The organism is Geobacillus sp. BK01, assembly GCF_052220245.1.
Taxonomy (GTDB): Bacteria; Bacillota; Bacilli; order Bacillales; family Anoxybacillaceae; genus Geobacillus.
The window spans coordinates 54640-70965 of record NZ_JBQPTH010000007.1 but is presented as its reverse complement, the minus strand read 5'-3'; the positions used below and the strand labels follow the sequence as shown (position 1 = coordinate 70965).

General features: G+C 52.8%; 23 protein-coding genes. 18 read left to right on the top strand and 5 right to left on the bottom strand.

Going from position 1 to position 16326, the window contains the following annotated elements:
* Positions 1 to 145: 145 nt before the first annotated feature.
* Genes cobT through cobO form a run of 3 tightly spaced genes read left to right on the top strand, consistent with a single transcriptional unit; the run spans position 146 to position 2494 of the window.
* Positions 146 to 1201: a nicotinate-nucleotide--dimethylbenzimidazole phosphoribosyltransferase gene (gene cobT, locus ACTVDO_RS09660; protein WP_041267911.1), complete on the top strand. Its 1056-nt coding sequence runs from the start codon at positions 146 to 148 to the stop codon at positions 1199 to 1201.
* Positions 1198 to 1968, top strand: coding sequence for a uroporphyrinogen-III C-methyltransferase (cobA, locus tag ACTVDO_RS09655; protein WP_020959922.1), 771 nt, complete (start codon positions 1198 to 1200; stop codon positions 1966 to 1968). The genes cobT and cobA overlap by 4 nt, the downstream gene beginning before the upstream one ends.
* Positions 1949 to 2494 carry a cob(I)yrinic acid a,c-diamide adenosyltransferase gene (gene cobO, locus ACTVDO_RS09650; RefSeq protein ID WP_020959921.1) on the top strand — a complete coding sequence of 182 codons (546 nt, stop codon included), beginning with the start codon at positions 1949 to 1951 and terminating at the stop codon, positions 2492 to 2494. Before cobA ends, cobO begins: the two co-directional genes overlap by 20 nt.
* A 129-nt stretch (positions 2495 to 2623) precedes the next feature.
* Here the strand turns inward: cobO and ACTVDO_RS09645 are convergent, their stop codons facing one another.
* The 3 genes from ACTVDO_RS09645 to metA all read right to left on the bottom strand — a co-directional run bounded on the left by ACTVDO_RS09645 (position 2624) and on the right by metA (position 4087).
* Positions 2624 to 2773: a hypothetical protein gene (locus ACTVDO_RS09645; RefSeq protein ID WP_442901419.1), complete on the bottom strand. Its 150-nt coding sequence runs from the start codon at positions 2771 to 2773 to the stop codon at positions 2624 to 2626.
* A gap of 168 nt (positions 2774 to 2941) precedes the next feature.
* Positions 2942 to 3037 carry a YjcZ family sporulation protein gene (locus ACTVDO_RS09640; protein WP_020959919.1) on the bottom strand — a complete coding sequence of 32 codons (96 nt, stop codon included), beginning with the start codon at positions 3035 to 3037 and terminating at the stop codon, positions 2942 to 2944.
* 141 nt (positions 3038 to 3178) lie between these two features.
* Positions 3179 to 4087 (bottom strand): homoserine O-acetyltransferase MetA, encoded by a 909-nt coding sequence (gene metA, locus ACTVDO_RS09635; RefSeq protein ID WP_020959918.1) that lies wholly within the window; start codon positions 4085 to 4087, stop codon positions 3179 to 3181.
* A 129-nt stretch (positions 4088 to 4216) separates the two neighbouring features.
* Here metA and ACTVDO_RS09630 point away from each other — a divergent pair, with 129 nt between their 5' ends.
* From ACTVDO_RS09630 to ACTVDO_RS09620, 3 genes are read left to right on the top strand one after another with little or no spacing between them, the layout of a single operon-like run.
* Positions 4217 to 4732 carry a hypothetical protein gene (locus ACTVDO_RS09630; RefSeq protein WP_442901418.1) on the top strand — a complete coding sequence of 172 codons (516 nt, stop codon included), beginning with the start codon at positions 4217 to 4219 and terminating at the stop codon, positions 4730 to 4732.
* Positions 4733 to 4791: 59 nt separating this feature from the next.
* The gene (locus tag ACTVDO_RS09625) at positions 4792 to 5268 is read left to right on the top strand and encodes a glutathione peroxidase (RefSeq protein WP_041267910.1); all 477 of its coding nucleotides are present in this window, start codon (positions 4792 to 4794) and stop codon (positions 5266 to 5268) included.
* Positions 5269 to 5300: 32 nt separating this feature from the next.
* Positions 5301 to 6446, top strand: a complete 1146-nt coding sequence (locus tag ACTVDO_RS09620; RefSeq protein ID WP_020959915.1) for a conserved virulence factor C family protein — start codon at positions 5301 to 5303, stop codon at positions 6444 to 6446.
* A gap of 54 nt (positions 6447 to 6500) precedes the next feature.
* On the opposite strand, the gene ACTVDO_RS09615 is transcribed toward ACTVDO_RS09620, so the two are convergent.
* A complete protein-coding gene (locus tag ACTVDO_RS09615; RefSeq protein ID WP_020959914.1) occupies positions 6501 to 6884 on the bottom strand; it encodes a DUF4183 domain-containing protein in 384 nt (127 codons plus the stop codon).
* Between the two features lie 446 nt (positions 6885 to 7330).
* Here ACTVDO_RS09615 and ACTVDO_RS09610 point away from each other — a divergent pair, with 446 nt between their 5' ends.
* Positions 7331 to 7714 carry a DUF4183 domain-containing protein gene (locus ACTVDO_RS09610; RefSeq protein WP_020959913.1) on the top strand — a complete coding sequence of 128 codons (384 nt, stop codon included), beginning with the start codon at positions 7331 to 7333 and terminating at the stop codon, positions 7712 to 7714.
* Between the two features lie 66 nt (positions 7715 to 7780).
* On the opposite strand, the gene ACTVDO_RS09605 is transcribed toward ACTVDO_RS09610, so the two are convergent.
* Entirely contained in the window at positions 7781 to 8227 is a 447-nt protein-coding gene (locus ACTVDO_RS09605; protein WP_020959912.1) for an NUDIX hydrolase, read from the bottom strand.
* Between the two features lie 270 nt (positions 8228 to 8497).
* Here ACTVDO_RS09605 and ACTVDO_RS09600 point away from each other — a divergent pair, with 270 nt between their 5' ends.
* The 11 genes from ACTVDO_RS09600 to ACTVDO_RS09550 all read left to right on the top strand — a co-directional run bounded on the left by ACTVDO_RS09600 (position 8498) and on the right by ACTVDO_RS09550 (position 16321).
* Positions 8498 to 8935 carry a BrxA/BrxB family bacilliredoxin gene (locus tag ACTVDO_RS09600; RefSeq protein WP_020959911.1) on the top strand — a complete coding sequence of 146 codons (438 nt, stop codon included), beginning with the start codon at positions 8498 to 8500 and terminating at the stop codon, positions 8933 to 8935.
* Positions 8936 to 9006: 71 nt separating this feature from the next.
* Positions 9007 to 9138, top strand: coding sequence for a YuzL family protein (locus ACTVDO_RS09595; RefSeq protein ID WP_442901417.1), 132 nt, complete (start codon positions 9007 to 9009; stop codon positions 9136 to 9138).
* A 248-nt stretch (positions 9139 to 9386) separates the two neighbouring features.
* A complete protein-coding gene (locus ACTVDO_RS09590) occupies positions 9387 to 10589 on the top strand; it encodes an LL-diaminopimelate aminotransferase (protein WP_442901416.1) in 1203 nt (400 codons plus the stop codon).
* 2 nt (positions 10590 to 10591) lie between these two features.
* Entirely contained in the window at positions 10592 to 11170 is a 579-nt protein-coding gene (locus tag ACTVDO_RS09585; RefSeq protein ID WP_442901461.1) for a YpjP family protein, read from the top strand.
* Between the two features lie 91 nt (positions 11171 to 11261).
* On the top strand, positions 11262 to 11966 hold the full coding sequence (locus ACTVDO_RS09580) for an anthrax toxin lethal factor-related metalloendopeptidase (protein ID WP_020959907.1): 705 nt from the start codon (positions 11262 to 11264) through the stop codon (positions 11964 to 11966).
* A gap of 63 nt (positions 11967 to 12029) precedes the next feature.
* On the top strand, positions 12030 to 12824 hold the full coding sequence (thyA, locus tag ACTVDO_RS09575; protein ID WP_020959906.1) for a thymidylate synthase: 795 nt from the start codon (positions 12030 to 12032) through the stop codon (positions 12822 to 12824).
* A 13-nt stretch (positions 12825 to 12837) separates the two neighbouring features.
* A complete protein-coding gene (locus tag ACTVDO_RS09570) occupies positions 12838 to 13338 on the top strand; it encodes a dihydrofolate reductase (protein WP_442901415.1) in 501 nt (166 codons plus the stop codon).
* 87 nt (positions 13339 to 13425) lie between these two features.
* Entirely contained in the window at positions 13426 to 13869 is a 444-nt protein-coding gene (locus ACTVDO_RS09565) for a YndM family protein (protein WP_020959904.1), read from the top strand.
* A gap of 117 nt (positions 13870 to 13986) precedes the next feature.
* Entirely contained in the window at positions 13987 to 15258 is a 1272-nt protein-coding gene (gene ilvA, locus ACTVDO_RS09560) for a threonine ammonia-lyase IlvA (RefSeq protein WP_020959903.1), read from the top strand.
* A gap of 107 nt (positions 15259 to 15365) precedes the next feature.
* Complete coding sequence (locus ACTVDO_RS09555; protein ID WP_020959902.1) at positions 15366 to 15617, top strand: YpmP family protein; 252 nt, start codon at positions 15366 to 15368, stop codon at positions 15615 to 15617.
* Positions 15618 to 15748: 131 nt separating this feature from the next.
* Positions 15749 to 16321 carry an SCO family protein gene (locus ACTVDO_RS09550; RefSeq protein ID WP_442901414.1) on the top strand — a complete coding sequence of 191 codons (573 nt, stop codon included), beginning with the start codon at positions 15749 to 15751 and terminating at the stop codon, positions 16319 to 16321.
* Positions 16322 to 16326: the final 5 nt, after the last annotated feature.

The following is a 16326-nucleotide window of genomic DNA, read 5'->3' as shown; positions in this document are numbered from 1 at the left end:
GGTTAGGGCATCACCGCCTTGCTAGAGACATTGCCAAGCAGATGACGTCTTCCCGCGGCAAGGGATGGCGAAGGAAAACAGCTCTTTCAGATGAGAAAGGAGGAAACGCCTATTCCCGATGAATAGGGGATATCGCGTGTCTATCATGCATGTTTCGATTCCACCGATCCACCGTGAGATGATTGAACAAGCGCGTGATTATATCAATCAATTGACGAAGCCCCCCGGCAGCCTAGGCCGGCTTGAAGAAGTGGCGGCAACGCTTGCCGGCATGACCGGGGAACTGTTCCCGCGTGTTACTCCGCCCGGAGTGCTTGTGTTTGCGGCCGATCATGGCGTGACTGCGGAGGGTGTATCCGCTTATCCGGCCGAAGTGACGGCGCAAATGGTGCAAAACTTTGCCAACGGTGGAGCGGCGATTAATGTGTTTAGCCGGCAAATCGGTGCGCTGCTCCGGATCGTTGATGTCGGGGTGGCCGTGCCGGTCATGGATGAGCGCGTCATTCAGAAAAAGGTCCGCCCCGGAACAAACAATTTCACCCAAGCCGAGGCGATGACGTTGCAGGAAGCTGAACAGGCGCTTCATATCGGTTATGAGCAGGCAGTATTCATGGTAGGACAAGGTGTACGCGCGTTCATTATCGGTGAAATGGGGATTGGCAACACAACGACTGCCAGCGCTTTGTTGGCGACCTTGACTAGCGAACCGCTCGAGCAGATGGTCGGCAAAGGCACGGGCGTTGACGAGGAACAGTTGGCGCATAAGCGCGCCGTCATCCGCCGGGCGCTTTTGCTTCACCAACCGGATCCGTCAAAGCCGCTTGAATGGCTTTCCAAAATCGGCGGATTGGAGATTGCGGCAATGGCCGGCGCGATGCTCGCTGCTGCTGAGCGGCGCATTCCGATTTTGCTCGATGGGTTGATTTGCACGGTCGCGGCCCTTGTAGCCCGCCAGTTTGCTGCGAATGTCATAGATTATATGATTGCCGGACATCGTTCACAAGAGCCAGGGCACAGGATCGCCCTTCGCTTGCTAGGGAAGGAGCCACTGTTGGATCTCGGCATGCGTCTTGGTGAAGGGAGCGGCGCGGCGGTAGCGTTTCCGTTGCTGCTGTCTGCAACGGCGATGGTGAACGAAATGGCGACGTTTTCTTCAGCGGACATTTCGGACAGAGAAACGAAAGGGGGGAAGGAACGATGACCGTCGGCAAAGTGTATTTAGTCGGCGCCGGTCCGGGTGATGAAAAGTTGATTACGGTCTACGGCCGCGAATGTTTGGAACAGGCAGATGTTATCATTTACGACCGGCTTGTCAACCGGAAGTTGCTTCGGTATGCGAAACGAGAAGCTGAACTTCTTTACTACGGCAAAGAGCCGGGAAAGCACGATACCGTTCAAGAACAAATTCATGAACTGTTGCTCGAGCAGGCGCGCCAAGGAAAAACGGTCGTCCGCTTAAAAGGCGGCGACCCGTGTGTCTTTGGCCGCGCCGGTGAGGAAGCGGAACGGTTGGCAAAAGCCGGCATTCCGTTTGAAATCGTCCCCGGGGTGACGTCCGGCATTGCCGCTCCAGCGTATGCCGGCATTCCGGTCACTCATCGCGAACACGCCGCTTCCGTGGCGATCGTCACCGGGCATCGAAGCGAAGCGGTCGACTGGGAGGCGCTCGCCCGCGGATGTGATACGATCGTCGTCTACATGGGAGCGGCCAACCTACCGGATATTTGCCGCCGGCTCGCCGCCGCCGGCAAACCGGATGATACGCCGGCGGCCGCCATTGAATGGGGAACGACCGAGCGGCAGCGCACGGTGGCGGCTACAATCGCGACGCTGCCGGCTGAGGCGGCAAAAGCCGGCATTTCCCACCCGGCGATCATTGTCATCGGCGATGTCGTCCGTTTGCGGGAGACATTGCAATGGTTTCCGGAGCGGCAAGGGGGCATGGTCGATGTCAACGCCTCGTCGTAACGGGCGGGTCATCGTCTACACCGGCGATGGCAAAGGGAAAACGACAGCGGCGTTTGGCCTGGCGCTGCGCGCGGTCGGCCGCGGGATGAACGTCGCCATTTTGCAGTTTGTGAAATCGCCGGAGCGCACGTACGGCGAGCAGCTCGCCCTTCGCCGCCTCGGCGTCGAGGTGCGCCAACTCGGCGCCGGGTTTACATGGACGAAAACACCGGACATCCACCGCGAAGCGCTGAGACACGCGTGGGCGCTAGCGAAACAGTATATTCATTCCGGCCGGTATGACCTTATCGTGCTTGACGAATTGAACAATGCCCTTGCTATCGATCGGTTTCCGATTCACGACATTGTCTCGGTCGAGGAGGTGCTCGAGGTCATCCGGACGCGTCCGCCGGCGCTCCATCTTGTCATTACCGGGCGCAGCGCCCGCCTGGAGCTGATTGCCGCCGCCGATATCGTGACCGAGATGGCGCTCATTAAGCATGATTATGAACAAGGGACAAAGGCCATGAAAGGAATCGAATTTTAGCGGCAAAAAGGCTGACTTAAAAGACCGCCTGTCCTTCGGGGAAAGACAAGATATAAAATGACGAATCGGCTCGATTATATAAGCAGTGAAAAAAGGTGTCTCGTTGCTTTTTGAGACACCTTTTTCCTTTTATTTATCCGCATCCGTTTTGTCGTTTTGCTCTTTATGCTGCCGCCGTCCTTTGCTGTTGTCGCCGGCTATTGGACCGTGAAGCAATGCCATCGGGTCCTGTGTCGGCGCGTTTTGGTTTCGGCTTCCGTTGTTTGGCCGTTTCGTCATACGTCACACCTCCTTTAGGCGCGCTGACCATACCATTAGCATAGACCGACGAACCCTTTTTATTCCGCCGCAACATGAAAAAACGCGGGGAACGCCTTTCCGGCGCTCTCCCGCGGACATGACGGCCGGGTGCTGGCAAACACGGCGGCCGGAGAAGGGGATGACGGCTTAGTAAACGTAGCCGCCGAACGCAGCCCCGACAATAATGAGCAAAATAAACAAGACAACGATCAACGCAAAACCATTGCCATGCCAAGCGCCCATCCCGTTCACCTCCCTGAGAAATCTACTATAAGATATGCTGATCGTTGTACGAAGGAATAGGATAATTGTCGAAAAATGACAAAATAAGAAAAACGCCTTGCCGAGAGAGCGAAAGGCGTTTTTGTTGGAAATAGTTTCCCTTCATTCCCAAATGTAAGGCGTTTCTTGATAGACATAGTAGTTCAGCCAGTTGACAAACAACAAGTTCGCATGCGAGCGCCACGTATTGAGCGGCGGCCGGCTCGGGTCGTCGTTCGGAAAGTACGATTCCGGAATTTGAATCGACAGCCCTTTCGCCAAGTCGCGTTCATACTCGTCTTTTAACGTCGTCGCGTCATATTCCGGATGACCGGTCAAGAAAATTTGCCGCCCGTCGTTCGAAGCGACGAGGGAAACGCCGGCTTTGTCGGCGGTCGACAAAATCGTCAGCTCCGGCACGCTTTCAATGTCTTCGCGTTTAACATCTGTATGGCGGGAGTGGGGCATGCGAAACACATCGTCAAACCCGCGCAACAGTTTGACATTTTTCACTTCGAGCGTATGGTTGAACACGCCGAAGCACTTTTCCGGCAACGGATATTTTGGGATGCCGTAATGATAATACAAGCCGGCTTGTGCACCCCAACAAATGTGTAACGTTGAGGTGACGTTCGTTTTCGTCCATTCCATAATGTCGGTCAGCTCATCCCAGTACGTGACGTCTTCAAACGGCATTTGCTCGACCGGTGCTCCGGTGATGATCATCCCATCGAACTTCCGATGGCGGATGTGCGGAAAAATCGTGTAAAATTGATCCAAATGATGTTTGCTCGTCGTTTTCGGCTCATGGGTTTCCGGGCGCAAAAAGGTGATGTTCACCTGCAGCGGTGAGTTGCCGAGCAGGCGAAGCAGCTGCGTTTCCGCTTTTTCTTTTTCCGGCATTAAGTTTAAAATGACGATATTGAGTGGACGGATATCTTGCGAATACGCTCGTTCTTCGTCCATGACGAAAATGTTTTCTTGTTCGAGAATTTCTTTCGCTGGCAAATCTTTTGGGATGTTGATTGGCAACGATGTCCCCTCCGTTTCGTTCTCGTTTTTTAAATAATTCCATTATAAAAACTTTATTGACTTTCTTCAATTCATTTTTTTCCGTTCAAGGAAATTGAGCGGACACAGTGAGGAAAGGAGGGAAAATGCATGGATCCGACGGCGTTTGACAATTTGAAAACGGTGTTGGAAGGAGCCGTCTATGACGCCGACTTGCAAGGGCGCATTGCCGTCATCGACCGCCGCGATCTCGCCGATTTGGCCCGCCTGTCGCGCGAGTACGCCATTTCCTTTCAACAGGCCGGTGCGCCTGAACCGCCGGTCATCTGCACGGCGCGGCTTGCGATCGATTTTGCCGAACTGGTGAATGAACGGCTCCATTACGGCCGGGCCGGCTGCCGGCTTGCGGTCTCGTTCGCCTTGCCGGTTCGCCGCTTGTCCGCCTGTGCGCTTATTGAGGGGACGCTGCGAACGATTTGGGGAGAGGAACGGGTCGTCCGGCAAATGTTGCGTTGGGAGTTTCCGCACGAACACGGCCCGTATCACAATGAGGCAACGGTCGAATTTGGCCGGCTCATCTACGAGGAAAACGCGGCCGATTTGCCGGAAATGGTGCCGTATATGATTTCCTCGCTCGAACAGCTGCAGCCATTCGCCGGCGAGTAACGGTGCAAAAAGTGGAAACGAACGGGAAAATCCGCTATGATGGGGGTGAGGTGAGAACGATGAGCGTATACGAATTTAGCGCGACAACGATTCGAGGGGAAGAGCAGCCGTTATCCGCCTATGAAGGCAAGGTGCTGTTGATCGTCAATACAGCAAGCCGTTGCGGCTTCACTCCGCAGTATAAAGAACTGCAGGAGCTGTATGACGAATACCGGGATCGCGGGCTGGTCGTGCTCGGATTTCCGTGCAATCAGTTCGGCGGCCAAGAGCCGGGGACGGAAGCGGATATCGAGCAGTTTTGTCAGTTGAATTACGGCGTAACGTTCCCGATGTTTTCCAAAGTCGATGTCAACGGCGACAACGCCCACCCGTTGTTTCAATATCTGAAAGAACAAGCGCCGGGGGCATTGGGGACAAAGGCGATCAAATGGAATTTCACAAAGTTTTTAGTCGACCGCCACGGCCGCGTCGTCGCCCGCTTCGCCCCGCAAACAAAGCCGAGCGAGCTAAAAGAAGACATTGAAAAATTGCTGTAAGACAGCGGGATAGACAAAGGAGGGGATTGCGCTTGCGCATTAAAGCGATTGAACCGACACCAAGCCCGAATACGATGAAAGTGCTGCTTGATGAAGAGCTGCCGTTTGGCACGAGCCATAATTATAAGCCGGATAACGTCGCCGCCGCGCCGCCGATCATCCAAGCGCTCATGCGCATTGACGGGGTGAAAGGCATTTACCATGTCGCCGATTTTCTGGCCGTCGAACGCCATCCGAAGTACGATTGGCGCGACATTTTGGCAAAAGTGCGCGAAGTGTTCGGCGAAGAGGTGGATGAAACGGAAGAAGGAAAGCCGACGGTGAATGAACATTTTGGCGAAGTGAAAGTGTTCGTGCAAATGTTATATGGGCTGCCGATGCAAGTGAAGCTGATCGACGGCGAGCGCGAACATCGCGTCGGGCTGCCGAAGCCGTTTGTGGATGCCGTTATTGAGGCGCAAAAATACGCCGGCAACATCGTCTTAGAGCGCAAATGGGTCGAAAAAGGGGTGCGTTATGGCACGTTTGAAGAAATCGGCCATGAAATCGTCGACGAGCTATCGGCCGCCTATCCGCCGGAGCGGCTCGAGCGAATTGTCAACATGTTCCGCCGCGGCGAGCTGGAAAAAACGGCGCAAAAACGGCCGGGCGTCAAAGTGACAAGCGAGATGCTCGATGACCCGGATTGGCGCAAACGGTACGCCGCGCTCGAACAAATGGCCGAGCCGACCGAAGACGACATTCCGGTGCTGGCCAAAGCGTTGAAAGATGAAAAAATGGCTGTTCGCCGCCTGGCGACGGCATACCTTGGCATGATCGGCGGCAAAAAGGTGCTTCCGTACTTGTACGAAGCGCTAAAAGACCCGGCTGTCGCTGTGCGCCGCACCGCCGGCGACTGTTTGTCCGACATTGGCGACCCGGATGCCATTCCGGCGATGATCGAAGCATTAAACGACGAAAGCAAGCTCGTTCGTTGGCGGGCGGCTATGTTTTTATACGAGGTGGGCGATGAATCGGCCTTGCCGGCATTAAAAGCGGCAGAAAACGATCCGGAGTTTGAAGTGAGCTTGCAAGTGAAAATGGCGATCGAGCGGATTGAGGGCGGCGAAGAGGCGAAAGGTTCCGTCTGGAAGCAAATGACGGAAAGCCGAAAAAAAGAGAACAAGTCGGAGAAATAAAAAGAGGCGCGCCGGTCGGCGCGCCTCTTTCCTTGGTCAAAAAAGCGCTTCTTGTTAAGTCGTCACGGTTGTGCTTGAGGTCGGAGCGAACTGGACAATTTCAAGTACAATAGGGGTATTGGCCGGAATGGAACCGCTGCCGGTCGGAACGGTAATGGCTAGTGATCCGACACCAGTCGCGCCAGGGGTATAGGTGGAAATTCCCTCCATTTGTAAAACGCCGTTGACATACACATTAAAGTAGCTGTTGTTGGTTGCCAGTGCCGGCAATTCCGTCGCTTGGCTGCCGTCGTCTTGGAAAAAGCTGGCCGCATCAATTGTCAACGTTGCCCCTTCCGCCGTTTCCGCTGTCGTAATATAGAAAAACCTTGTGTCGTTTGGCGCAACTTCTGTTGTGGTAGTTGCAGCGACAAATAGTTTGATTAGTTGTAAAGCCATACAGCCATCCTCCTTCTCAATGTGATCGTGAAGGTTGCCGCTGACCCGAAGCCACCCCATCCATCGCCTAGTCCTCCTAGCATTTAGGGATGTTTGTTGGCAACCGGTCGGCGTCATACGTTCGTTCTATTTGTATGAACGGACTAGAACCACCGGCCCGGCGGCTGTCATGGTAAGGGGAAAATGATCATTTCGGACTATATTCGATCCGTGCATCAATCTGCCTTTCATCTGTCTTTTATACTGTTTTTAGGTGGGTTGCTAGTCTGTTTGTCGTTTGCTATTGCGGATGAAGGTGAATGTCATATAGTGATTTTATCGTGCGTCGGTTGTCTTGTCGTCCTATTTGTCATTCACCTTATAGAGAATGTTGAATATGATGGTGCTGAATACGTTGTGGAATCAAATGATAGTGGGACAATACGTTTGGTTGGGTGATGAGATCAGTGAAACGGGGATCTTCATCAAGAAAACATGTTATTGCTGTTCCGAAAGTATATGATTGGACTCATGCTGTACTGACCGTTCCTCTCCATATTGCGCTCCTTTTTCCCCCACGCGTTTTGGCGGCGGAAACATACCAGTACAACGCCATATCGGACGGGGTGAAGACCGTCTATACAGACAGCGATGAACTGAAAGAGTACGGCGATCGCGGCATTTTAGACCCGAAACATGTGTCTTGGATCAACTTATTTATCAACGGAGTGCTGCAACCGGAAAAGTTGTACGAGGTGGAAAAGGGGAAGCTGACATTGAAAACAGCCGAACCGCCGCCGAAAGGGGCGCCGATTATTCTCCAATTTATTACAATGAAAATCGGCTTCTAACTGTTTCGCGCTGCAGTCACTGACCGCAACAAAGCCTTGGAGTTGGTTCCCCCAAGGCTTTGTCCGTCAACTGCCGAAATAATGCTCAACAAGATCTTGAAAGAGCGGAGAAAGCTCGTTTGGCAATTCATGAAGAAAGAAAAATTTTACCTCGAGCGATTCTTCCCCGTCTTCCCTCAGTTCCCCGCCGCGAATATCGTGGGTGCGGTACACAACGGTAACCGAATAATATTGGTCGCCGTTTGGCAGCCGAACAAAATATTTTTGGCCGGAAAACACATCGATGAGTTCGAGTTCACCGATCTCCAACCCCGTTTCTTCCAACACTTCCCGCCGTGCCGCTTCCTCGGTTGACTCGCCGAGCTCCAACAAGCCGCCGGGGACTCCCCACAGCCCGTCGCGGCGCTTTTGCAGCAAAACCCGTCCATAGTCATCGATGATCGCGACACCGACACCGGCTAAAATGAGCGGTCGGGTTCCGACAATTTTTCGCAACTCTTCAATGTACCCCATCGACTGCGCCCCCTTTCGTTTCCCTCCATTCGATGACTTATTATATGTTCGAGGGCGACCGGTGGCCGCGGCGATTGCTAGAAGGAAAAAAAGAAATCGCCCGTTTCAGATAGCAAACGGGCAGGAGTGCGGGGGACATTTGTTCCACTGACGACGTTGAAAGGGGATATTCTCGTTTTCGCTGCCGCCGGCAGCTATCTCCGTTGCTTTTTGTGTTCGAAGTATAGTATGCTGATAGCACAACGATCATCATATGGAGGGATGATAGCTATGTCGATGGCGTACGAAGAGTATATGCGCCAGCTTGTGCAGCCGATGCGCGATGAACTTGTCCGCGCCGGTTTTCGCGAGTTGCGTACAAGTGAGGAAGTCGAACAGTTTATGGAGCAAGCGGAAGGGACGACATTTGTGTTCGTCAATTCGGTGTGCGGCTGTGCCGCCGGACTGGCGCGTCCGGCCGCGACGCAGGCGGTGCTGCGGAGCGAGAAGAAGCCGGATCATCTAGTAACCGTGTTTGCTGGGCAAGATAAAGAGGCAACAGCGAAAATGCGCGAGCACTTTGTCGGCTATGCCCCGTCCTCACCGTCGATGGCGCTCTTAAAAGGAAAAGAAGTCGTCCATTTTATCCCGCGCGAAGACATCGAGTTCCATTCGATGGAGGACGTAATGGAAAATATTTTGGCTGCGTTTGACAAATACTGCGGCTGATGCCTTATGCCGGCCCCGATCTTGCATACCGCTGCCGGTGCCGGGGAACGATAAGGGCGGAGGTGATCGGCGTGCCGAAGCGGAAAAAAGATCGTTCGAAAACGGGTGTCAGCGCCCCTGATGTGAGAGGGCAAGGAACGACACAAACGGAAACGGGCGCCTACGGACTTGATTCTGCGCGCAAAAAAACGAAAATCGACTGAAAACGGAGCTCCGCATCAGGAGCTCCGTTTTCGCTGCCGCTGTTAAGCGTTGGCGATGCAGCTGTAAATGAAATACAACAACGTGATGAGGCTGGCCGCAAAAAAGATGGTTGTCATCTCCGTTTTCCCGCCTTTCTGTCTATGTTTTCCCCTTGAACATATGATACACTATTCATGTAACCATAGTATATACCAATAGAAGCGAAAAGGAAAAGCGGTTTTTGCTTTGGCAGGGGAGAGGAAAGACGATGAAAAAAGCGAAACGAATGAACGCATTTTCCGCATCCATTTTTGCCGAATTGGCGGCGTACCGCCAACAGCGGCGCCATCTTCACGACGAGTGGATCGATTTAAGCGTCGGCAGCCCGGATTTGCCGCCGGCGCCGTTTGTGCGCGAGGCGATCGCCCGCTATGCGAAGGAGCCGAATGCATACGGCTACACGTTAAAAGGCATTCGCGAGTTTCAGGAGGCGGTTGCGCATTATTACCGGACGGCGCACGGTGTGGCGCTTGATCCGGAAACAGACATCACGTATGTCATCGGGTCGCAAGACGGATTGGTCCATTTGCCGATGGTGTTCGCCGACCCGGGTGATATTATTTTACTGCCCGACCCCGGATATCCGGCGTATGCGGCCGGCGTAGCGATGGCCGAAGCGGAGCCGTATTTTCTGCCGCTTCGGAAAGAAAACGGCTTTTTGCCCGATTTGGCCGCCATTCCGGAAGATGTCGCCAAACGGGCGGCCATCCTCTTTTTAAACTTTCCCGGCAACCCGGTGCCGACGTTGGCTCCGGAATCGTTTTATCGCGATGTCGTTGCGTTTGCCAAACGGTACGATATTCTCGTTGTTTCCGATTTTGCCTACGGTGAGCTGTACTATGACGGAAACAAACCGGTGAGCTTCTTGTCCGTCCCGGGGGCGAAAGATGTCGGTGTTGAGATCAACTCGTTGTCCAAAAGCTACAATATGGCCGGCTGCCGGATCGGCTATTTATGTGGCAATGCTGACGTGGTTCGTGCGTTTGCCGAGTTCAAGTCCAATTTGGATTACGGCATTTTTTGGCCAATTCAAAAAGCGGCGGCGGACGTGTTGCGTCATGGGGCCGACTTTTGCGCCGAAAGCCGCACGATGTATCAGGCGCGGCGCGATGCGCTTGTTGCCGGATTGACCGACATCGGTTGGGCGGTTGATCGTCCGCCGGCGGGCATGTTTGTGTGGGCCAAAATTCCCGATGGCTGGACATCGCTTTCGTTCACGAAAGCGTTGATCGATCAAGCCGGCGTCGTCGTAACGCCTGGGCATGCGTTCGGGCCGAGCGGTGAAGGCTATGTGCGCATCGCTCTCGTTCAGCCGGAAGCGGTGTTGCGCCGCGCGGTTGAAAAGCTTAACGAGAGCGGCTTGTTCAAGCAGTTGACCGCTGACCAACCATCGCGGAGGTGGACGCGATGAGGCTGCCGGCATGGCTTCGAAAAACGCTCGTTGCTGCGATTACCGTCTGTACGTTTGGGTTTGTGGCGCCGCCTGCTTCGTTGCTCGCGGCCAAAGAGCCGCCTCCGGACGACGCCTCGTCTTCGGATTGGCAGCACAGCTCAGCGCGCTCTGCAGCGGAAGCTGTTTTGTTAACCCGTGAACAATTTATCGAGGGGACGATGGAAAAGGCGGTGGCGCAGTCATACGAAAAGTTCGGCCGCAAAATCGCCCCGGTCATCGAGGATGAGTTTCACGCTGTCATCTTGCCGCGCATCGAAGAAGTGATCGCCGAGCTGGCTGAACGCTGTCCGGAAGAAGAGCTCCGTTATTTGGCCGTATCCGAAAATCCGTCTGGTGGGCAAGGAGAACGCATTTTCCATTTGTATCGCATGGACACAGGGGAAGATCTTGTTCGCTTTCACGTCCGCCGCGAGCATCCGCCGCAAGACGGGTACTGGTTTCAGTTTCACTATCACATTTATGATGACGGATTTCAAGATCATCATGAATTAGGGAAAATTTACTGGTCAAAAAATACGCCGCCAAACTGGCGGACGTAGCGACCGGTGGGTTCTTCCTTATTTTGCGCGTTTTTCCCCGCTTCGTTCTATGATATCATTTTCATAGAATAAAAGAAGCGGGGGAATGCGAATGAAACGATGGTTCACTAGTTTACTAGCGGCGCTGTTCGCCGTTCCGCTTCTGTCGCTTTCGCCGTACCCGGCTGCGCACGGCGTGCTGCTTCAAGGAAGCGGCCTTGATATTCAGGCAATCCCGTCGCACGATGTGTTAGGCCGCATCATCATCGTACCGGAAACGGACTTTTCGCTTGAGGAAGCAAACGAGACGATTCGAACAATCGCCCGCATTGACCGAAGCATTTTGGAACAAGCGGCGAACCATCATATTTACATTCAGTTGTTGACCGGAAAAATTACTGATGAACCGACAGTCCGCCATTTGCGCGGGAAAACACCGCGCGGCTACGTGCCGGGGTCCAAAACGTGGGATGAAGTGCCGGGCATCGGGGGATCGCATTTAGTGCTCGTCCGCCTCGGCCATAGCGAAAAAGGGAAAGGACACGGCTCGGTCAATTTAGAACTGCATGAATTTGCCCATTCGCTTGATTATATCGTGTTTGACGAAATTCACGAAACGGATGAGTTTCAGACGATTTGGCGGGAAGAAGCGCCACGGCTGTTTCCAGGCGAGTATTATTTTTTGACATATCCAGAAGAGTATTTTGCTGAATCGTTCGCCTATTATTATGCGAGCGACAAGACACGGGAAACGCTGCAGACGGCGGCCCCGGACACATACGGATTTATTCGCCAGTTGGCGGAACGGGCCTCATAGAAGGCTCTTTTTTTTCGTGATGAGGGCGGTGCTTTATGATATGATAAGCGTGAGGTGAGGACATTGCGGCAATACTTGCAGCTTTTAGAAGATATTTTGGAAAACGGTGTGGAAAAAGAAGACCGCACCGGCGTCGGCACCTTGTCCGTGTTCGGCCGCCAGCTCCGCTTTGACTTGCAGGACGGCTTCCCGCTTGTGACGACGAAAAAGTTACATATTCGCTCGATCGTTTATGAACTGCTTTGGTTTTTAAAAGGCGACACCAATGTCCGTTATTTACAGGAAAACGGCGTGACGATTTGGGATGAGTGGGCCGATGAAAACGGCGATCTCGGCCCGATCTACGGCGCGCAATGGCGGTCATGGAAAGGAGCTGACGGGAAAACGGTCGACCAAATTGCGTCGGTCGTCGATGAAATCAAGCGCAACCCGAACTCGCGCCGGCTGCTTGTCAGCGCCTGGAACGTGGCGGAATTGGATAAGATGAAGCTGCCGCCGTGCCATTACGCTTTCCAGTTTTACGTCGCGAATGGACGGTTGTCATGCATGTGGCAGCAGCGCTCCGTTGACACGTTTTTAGGGCTGCCGTTTAACATTGCCAGCTATGCGCTTTTGACGCATATGATCGCCCAACAGTGCGATTTGGACGTCGGTGAACTGATTTTCACCGGCGGGGACGTCCATTTGTACAAAAATCATCTGGAACAAGCGAAACTGCAGCTGACGCGCGAGCCGCGCCCGTTGCCAAAGCTCGTCATGAAACGGAAGCCACCGTCCATTTTTGACTATGAATACGACGATTTTGAAATCGTCGGCTACGACCCGCATCCGGCGATTAAAGCGCCGGTGGCGGTGTGAAGGGGAGGATGCGATGATTTCGCACATTGTAGCGATGGACGAAAACCGGGTGATCGGCAAGGACAACCGTTTGCCGTGGCATTTGCCGGCCGATTTGGCGTATTTTAAACGGGTGACAATGGGACATGCCATCGTGATGGGGCGGAAGACGTTTGAGGCGATCGGCCGTCCGCTTCCCGGCCGGGAAAATATCGTCGTGACACGCAACCGTTCGTTTCGCCCGGAAGGCTGTCTTACGCTTCACTCGCTTGATGACGTGAAACAGTGGATCGCCGGCCGCGGCGACAAAGAAGTGTTCATTATCGGCGGGGCCGAACTGTTTCAGGCGACGCTGCCGCTTGCCAGCCGGCTGTATGTGACGAAAATTTTTGCCTCGTTCTCCGGCGATACGTTTTATCCGCCGATTTCCGAACAAGAGTGGGAACTCGTTTCGTATACGCAAGGAACGGTCGATGAAAAAAACCGATACGATCACGCCTTTCTCATTTACGAGCGAAAAACAGGGCGCGCTTAGCTTTGGCTAAGTGCGTCTTTTTGCATAGAAGCGGAGCGAACAAGGAACGATAACAAGTAGACCAACAATGGAAGTGGAGGAAGACAAATGAAGCATATCGTTCCTTTTATCGTCAAGCTCGCAGCTTGGAGCGTCGTCTTATTTTCCATGTTTACCATTTTCAACGCTCCGCTTTCGTTGATTTCGCTCATGACAATCATCACCGCGCTCGTTTCTTACATGATCGGCGATGTGTTCATCTTGCCGCGCGTTGGAAACTTCACCGCCGCCGTTTTGGATGTGCCGCTGTCCTTTTTGCTTGTATGGGCTGTCAGCTTTGCGCTGATTGCGCCAACTGTTAACATGGCGTACGCCGCCTTTTTTAGCGCGCTTGCCATCGGGGCGATTGAAACGTTTTTCCATTTGTATATGGAAAATCATGTGCTCGAGGAAGCGCGCCGGGAAGAAGCGCATCGCTGGTATGATGAAGGAAGATGGGCGACCGAGTTCGCCGAAGAAGAGGAGTTCAACAAAGAAGACGACCGGACGTAGCGCCGGTCGTTTTCTTATCAAGAACAAAAACTTTTTCGAAAATTTCCTTTTCTTTTTGCGAATTTGTGATATAATCTACAAATCAAAGATAACTTACTAAGGAAAGGGAACGAGAGCATGGAACAACAGCTAAAACGGAAACAAGGGGCGGTATACGTCGAGGACATTTTGATTGCTTATCATACGCTCAAGGATGTTGTTTTGCATACCCCGCTGCAAAAAAATCCGCTCTTGTCCGAACGGTATGAATGCAACGTCTATTTGAAGCGCGAAGATTTGCAAGTCGTGCGTTCGTTTAAACTGCGCGGGGCGTACAACCGGATGAAGCATTTAACCGACGAGGAACGGCAAAGCGGAGTCATTTGCGCCAGCGCCGGCAACCATGCCCAAGGGGTGGCCTATTCATGCCGGGCGCTTGGTGTGCATGGGAAAATTTACATGCCGGCGACGACGCCGCGGCAAAAAGTGTCGCAAGTGCAGCTGTTTGGCAAAGACATGGTCGAGATCGTCCTTGTCGGTGACACGTTTGACGACTCATACAACGAAGCGGTGAAATGCGCCGAAGCGGAAGGGCGCACGTTCATTCACCCGTTTGATGATGAATACGTCATTGCCGGTCAAGGAACCATCGGGGTTGAGGTGTTAAATGACTGCGACGAGCCGATCGATTTTCTGTTCGCTAGCATCGGTGGCGGCGGATTGATAGCGGGGCTGGGGACGTATGTGAAAAGCATTTCTCCGTCCACCAACATCGTCGGCGTCGAGCCGGCCGGCGCACCGTCGATGAAAGCAGCGCTCGAGCACGGGCATGTCGTGACGCTCGGGGAGATCGACAAGTTCGTGGACGGTGCCGCGGTCAAAACGGTCGGGGAAAAAACGTTTGCGTTATGTAGTGGAATGCTTGATGACATCGTTGTCGTTCCAGAAGGGAAAGTATGCACGACGATTTTAGAGCTGTATAACGAAAACGCCATCGTCGTCGAGCCGGCCGGCGCGCTGCCGATCGCCGCGCTTGAGTTTTACAAAGAGCAAATTCGCGGCAAGACGGTCGTTTGCGTGGTGAGCGGCGGCAACAACGACATTGACCGGATGCAGGAAATTAAAGAGCGCTCGATGATTTATGAAGGGCTGCAGCACTATTTCATCGTCAACTTCCCGCAACGGGCCGGGGCGCTGCGCGAGTTTTTGGATGAAGTGCTCGGTCCGACCGATGACATTACCCGGTTTGAATATACGAAGAAAAACAATAAGGAAAGCGGACCGGCGCTCGTCGGCATCGAGCTGAAACGGCGCGAGGACTACGCACCGCTCATTGAACGGATGAAGAAAAAAGGATTTCCGTTCCAGGAAGTGAATAAAGATCCGAATTTGTTCCACCTGCTCATTTGACGAAAAATACGAAAAAAAGTCGAAAAGATTTCGCTGTATTCCGACATACTTTTTCACCGGATTGGTGTATAATATAAGTAAATCGGTGAAAAAAGAGGATTGATATTTTGCTATTCAAAAGCCTCGAGTTTAAAAACGCGTATGGGCAGAAAGTGAAGATTATCGAAATCCCAGTATTGGAGGAAGAGAACACGTACCGATTTATGATCCAACTTCGCTTGGAGACGTTTATTGCGAAAGTGTACCGATCAAGGACGAATCGTTCTGTTTACTCGTTCCGGGAGCACTTGAAGAAAGTGTTGAAATGGCCGGTATATGAACAAATCTTTAAGGAAACGGTGTTGAAACATAACGCGTGACTGCTGTTGTTTTGCCCATTGCGGCAAAACAACTTTTTTTTGGTGGGATTTTCGCCGATTTCATTATATAATGGAAACGAGATGACGCCAGGTAAAACAAAGCGGTACAGGCAGAAAGGGACGAACAGTTGATGTGGAAACGAATCATGATGATCGCTGCGATTTGTTTGCTTGCTGCGTGTGGGAAAACGATTCCGGATGCCAAAAATTGGCCGGTCGCTGACTTTACGTTTGTTGATCAGTCAGGTGAGCCGTTTGGACTTCGCGATCTGAAGGGGAAAGTGTGGGTCGCCGATTTTATTTTTACAAACTGCGAAACGGTTTGCCCGCCGATGACCGCCCATATGGCCAAACTGAAAGAGAAGGCGGAAGAAAAAGGGCTCGATGTTGAATTTGTTTCGTTCAGTGTCGACCCGGAAGTTGATACGCCAGAAAAACTAGAGGCTTACGCGAAACAGTTTACAAATGACCTAGCAAACTGGCATTTCTTGACCGGATACAGTCCGGCTGAGATTAGCGAACTGGCGCAAAAAAGCTTTAAAACGATTGTGCAAAAGCCGGTTGGCGATGACCAAGTCATCCACGGCACGAGCTTTTATTTAGTCGGCCCGGACGGCAAGGTGGTTCAAACGTACAGCGGCGTGCAGGATGTGCCGTATGACACGATTTTAGAGCATATTGAAATTTTGCAATCGTCGCGATAAGGCAA

Coding starts and splice junctions, on each gene's coding strand:
- ACTVDO_RS09640 (WP_020959919.1), bottom strand. CDS start 3,037: ATGGGCGCTTGGCATGGCAATGGTTTTGCGTTGATCGTTGTCTTGTTT.
- cobA (WP_020959922.1), top strand. CDS start 1,198: ATGACCGTCGGCAAAGTGTATTTAGTCGGCGCCGGTCCGGGTGATGAA.
- ACTVDO_RS09630 (WP_442901418.1), top strand. CDS start 4,217: ATGGATCCGACGGCGTTTGACAATTTGAAAACGGTGTTGGAAGGAGCC.
- ACTVDO_RS09605 (WP_020959912.1), bottom strand. CDS start 8,227: ATGGGGTACATTGAAGAGTTGCGAAAAATTGTCGGAACCCGACCGCTC.
- cobT (WP_041267911.1), top strand. CDS start 146: ATGCATGTTTCGATTCCACCGATCCACCGTGAGATGATTGAACAAGCG.
- ACTVDO_RS09600 (WP_020959911.1), top strand. CDS start 8,498: ATGTCGATGGCGTACGAAGAGTATATGCGCCAGCTTGTGCAGCCGATG.
- ACTVDO_RS09625 (WP_041267910.1), top strand. CDS start 4,792: ATGAGCGTATACGAATTTAGCGCGACAACGATTCGAGGGGAAGAGCAG.
- ACTVDO_RS09590 (WP_442901416.1), top strand. CDS start 9,387: ATGAAAAAAGCGAAACGAATGAACGCATTTTCCGCATCCATTTTTGCC.
- ACTVDO_RS09615 (WP_020959914.1), bottom strand. CDS start 6,884: ATGGCTTTACAACTAATCAAACTATTTGTCGCTGCAACTACCACAACA.
- ilvA (WP_020959903.1), top strand. CDS start 13,987: ATGGAACAACAGCTAAAACGGAAACAAGGGGCGGTATACGTCGAGGAC.
- cobO (WP_020959921.1), top strand. CDS start 1,949: ATGTCAACGCCTCGTCGTAACGGGCGGGTCATCGTCTACACCGGCGAT.
- ACTVDO_RS09550 (WP_442901414.1), top strand. CDS start 15,749: ATGTGGAAACGAATCATGATGATCGCTGCGATTTGTTTGCTTGCTGCG.
- ACTVDO_RS09645 (WP_442901419.1), bottom strand. CDS start 2,773: ATGACGAAACGGCCAAACAACGGAAGCCGAAACCAAAACGCGCCGACA.
- ACTVDO_RS09565 (WP_020959904.1), top strand. CDS start 13,426: ATGAAGCATATCGTTCCTTTTATCGTCAAGCTCGCAGCTTGGAGCGTC.
- ACTVDO_RS09580 (WP_020959907.1), top strand. CDS start 11,262: ATGAAACGATGGTTCACTAGTTTACTAGCGGCGCTGTTCGCCGTTCCG.
- ACTVDO_RS09570 (WP_442901415.1), top strand. CDS start 12,838: ATGATTTCGCACATTGTAGCGATGGACGAAAACCGGGTGATCGGCAAG.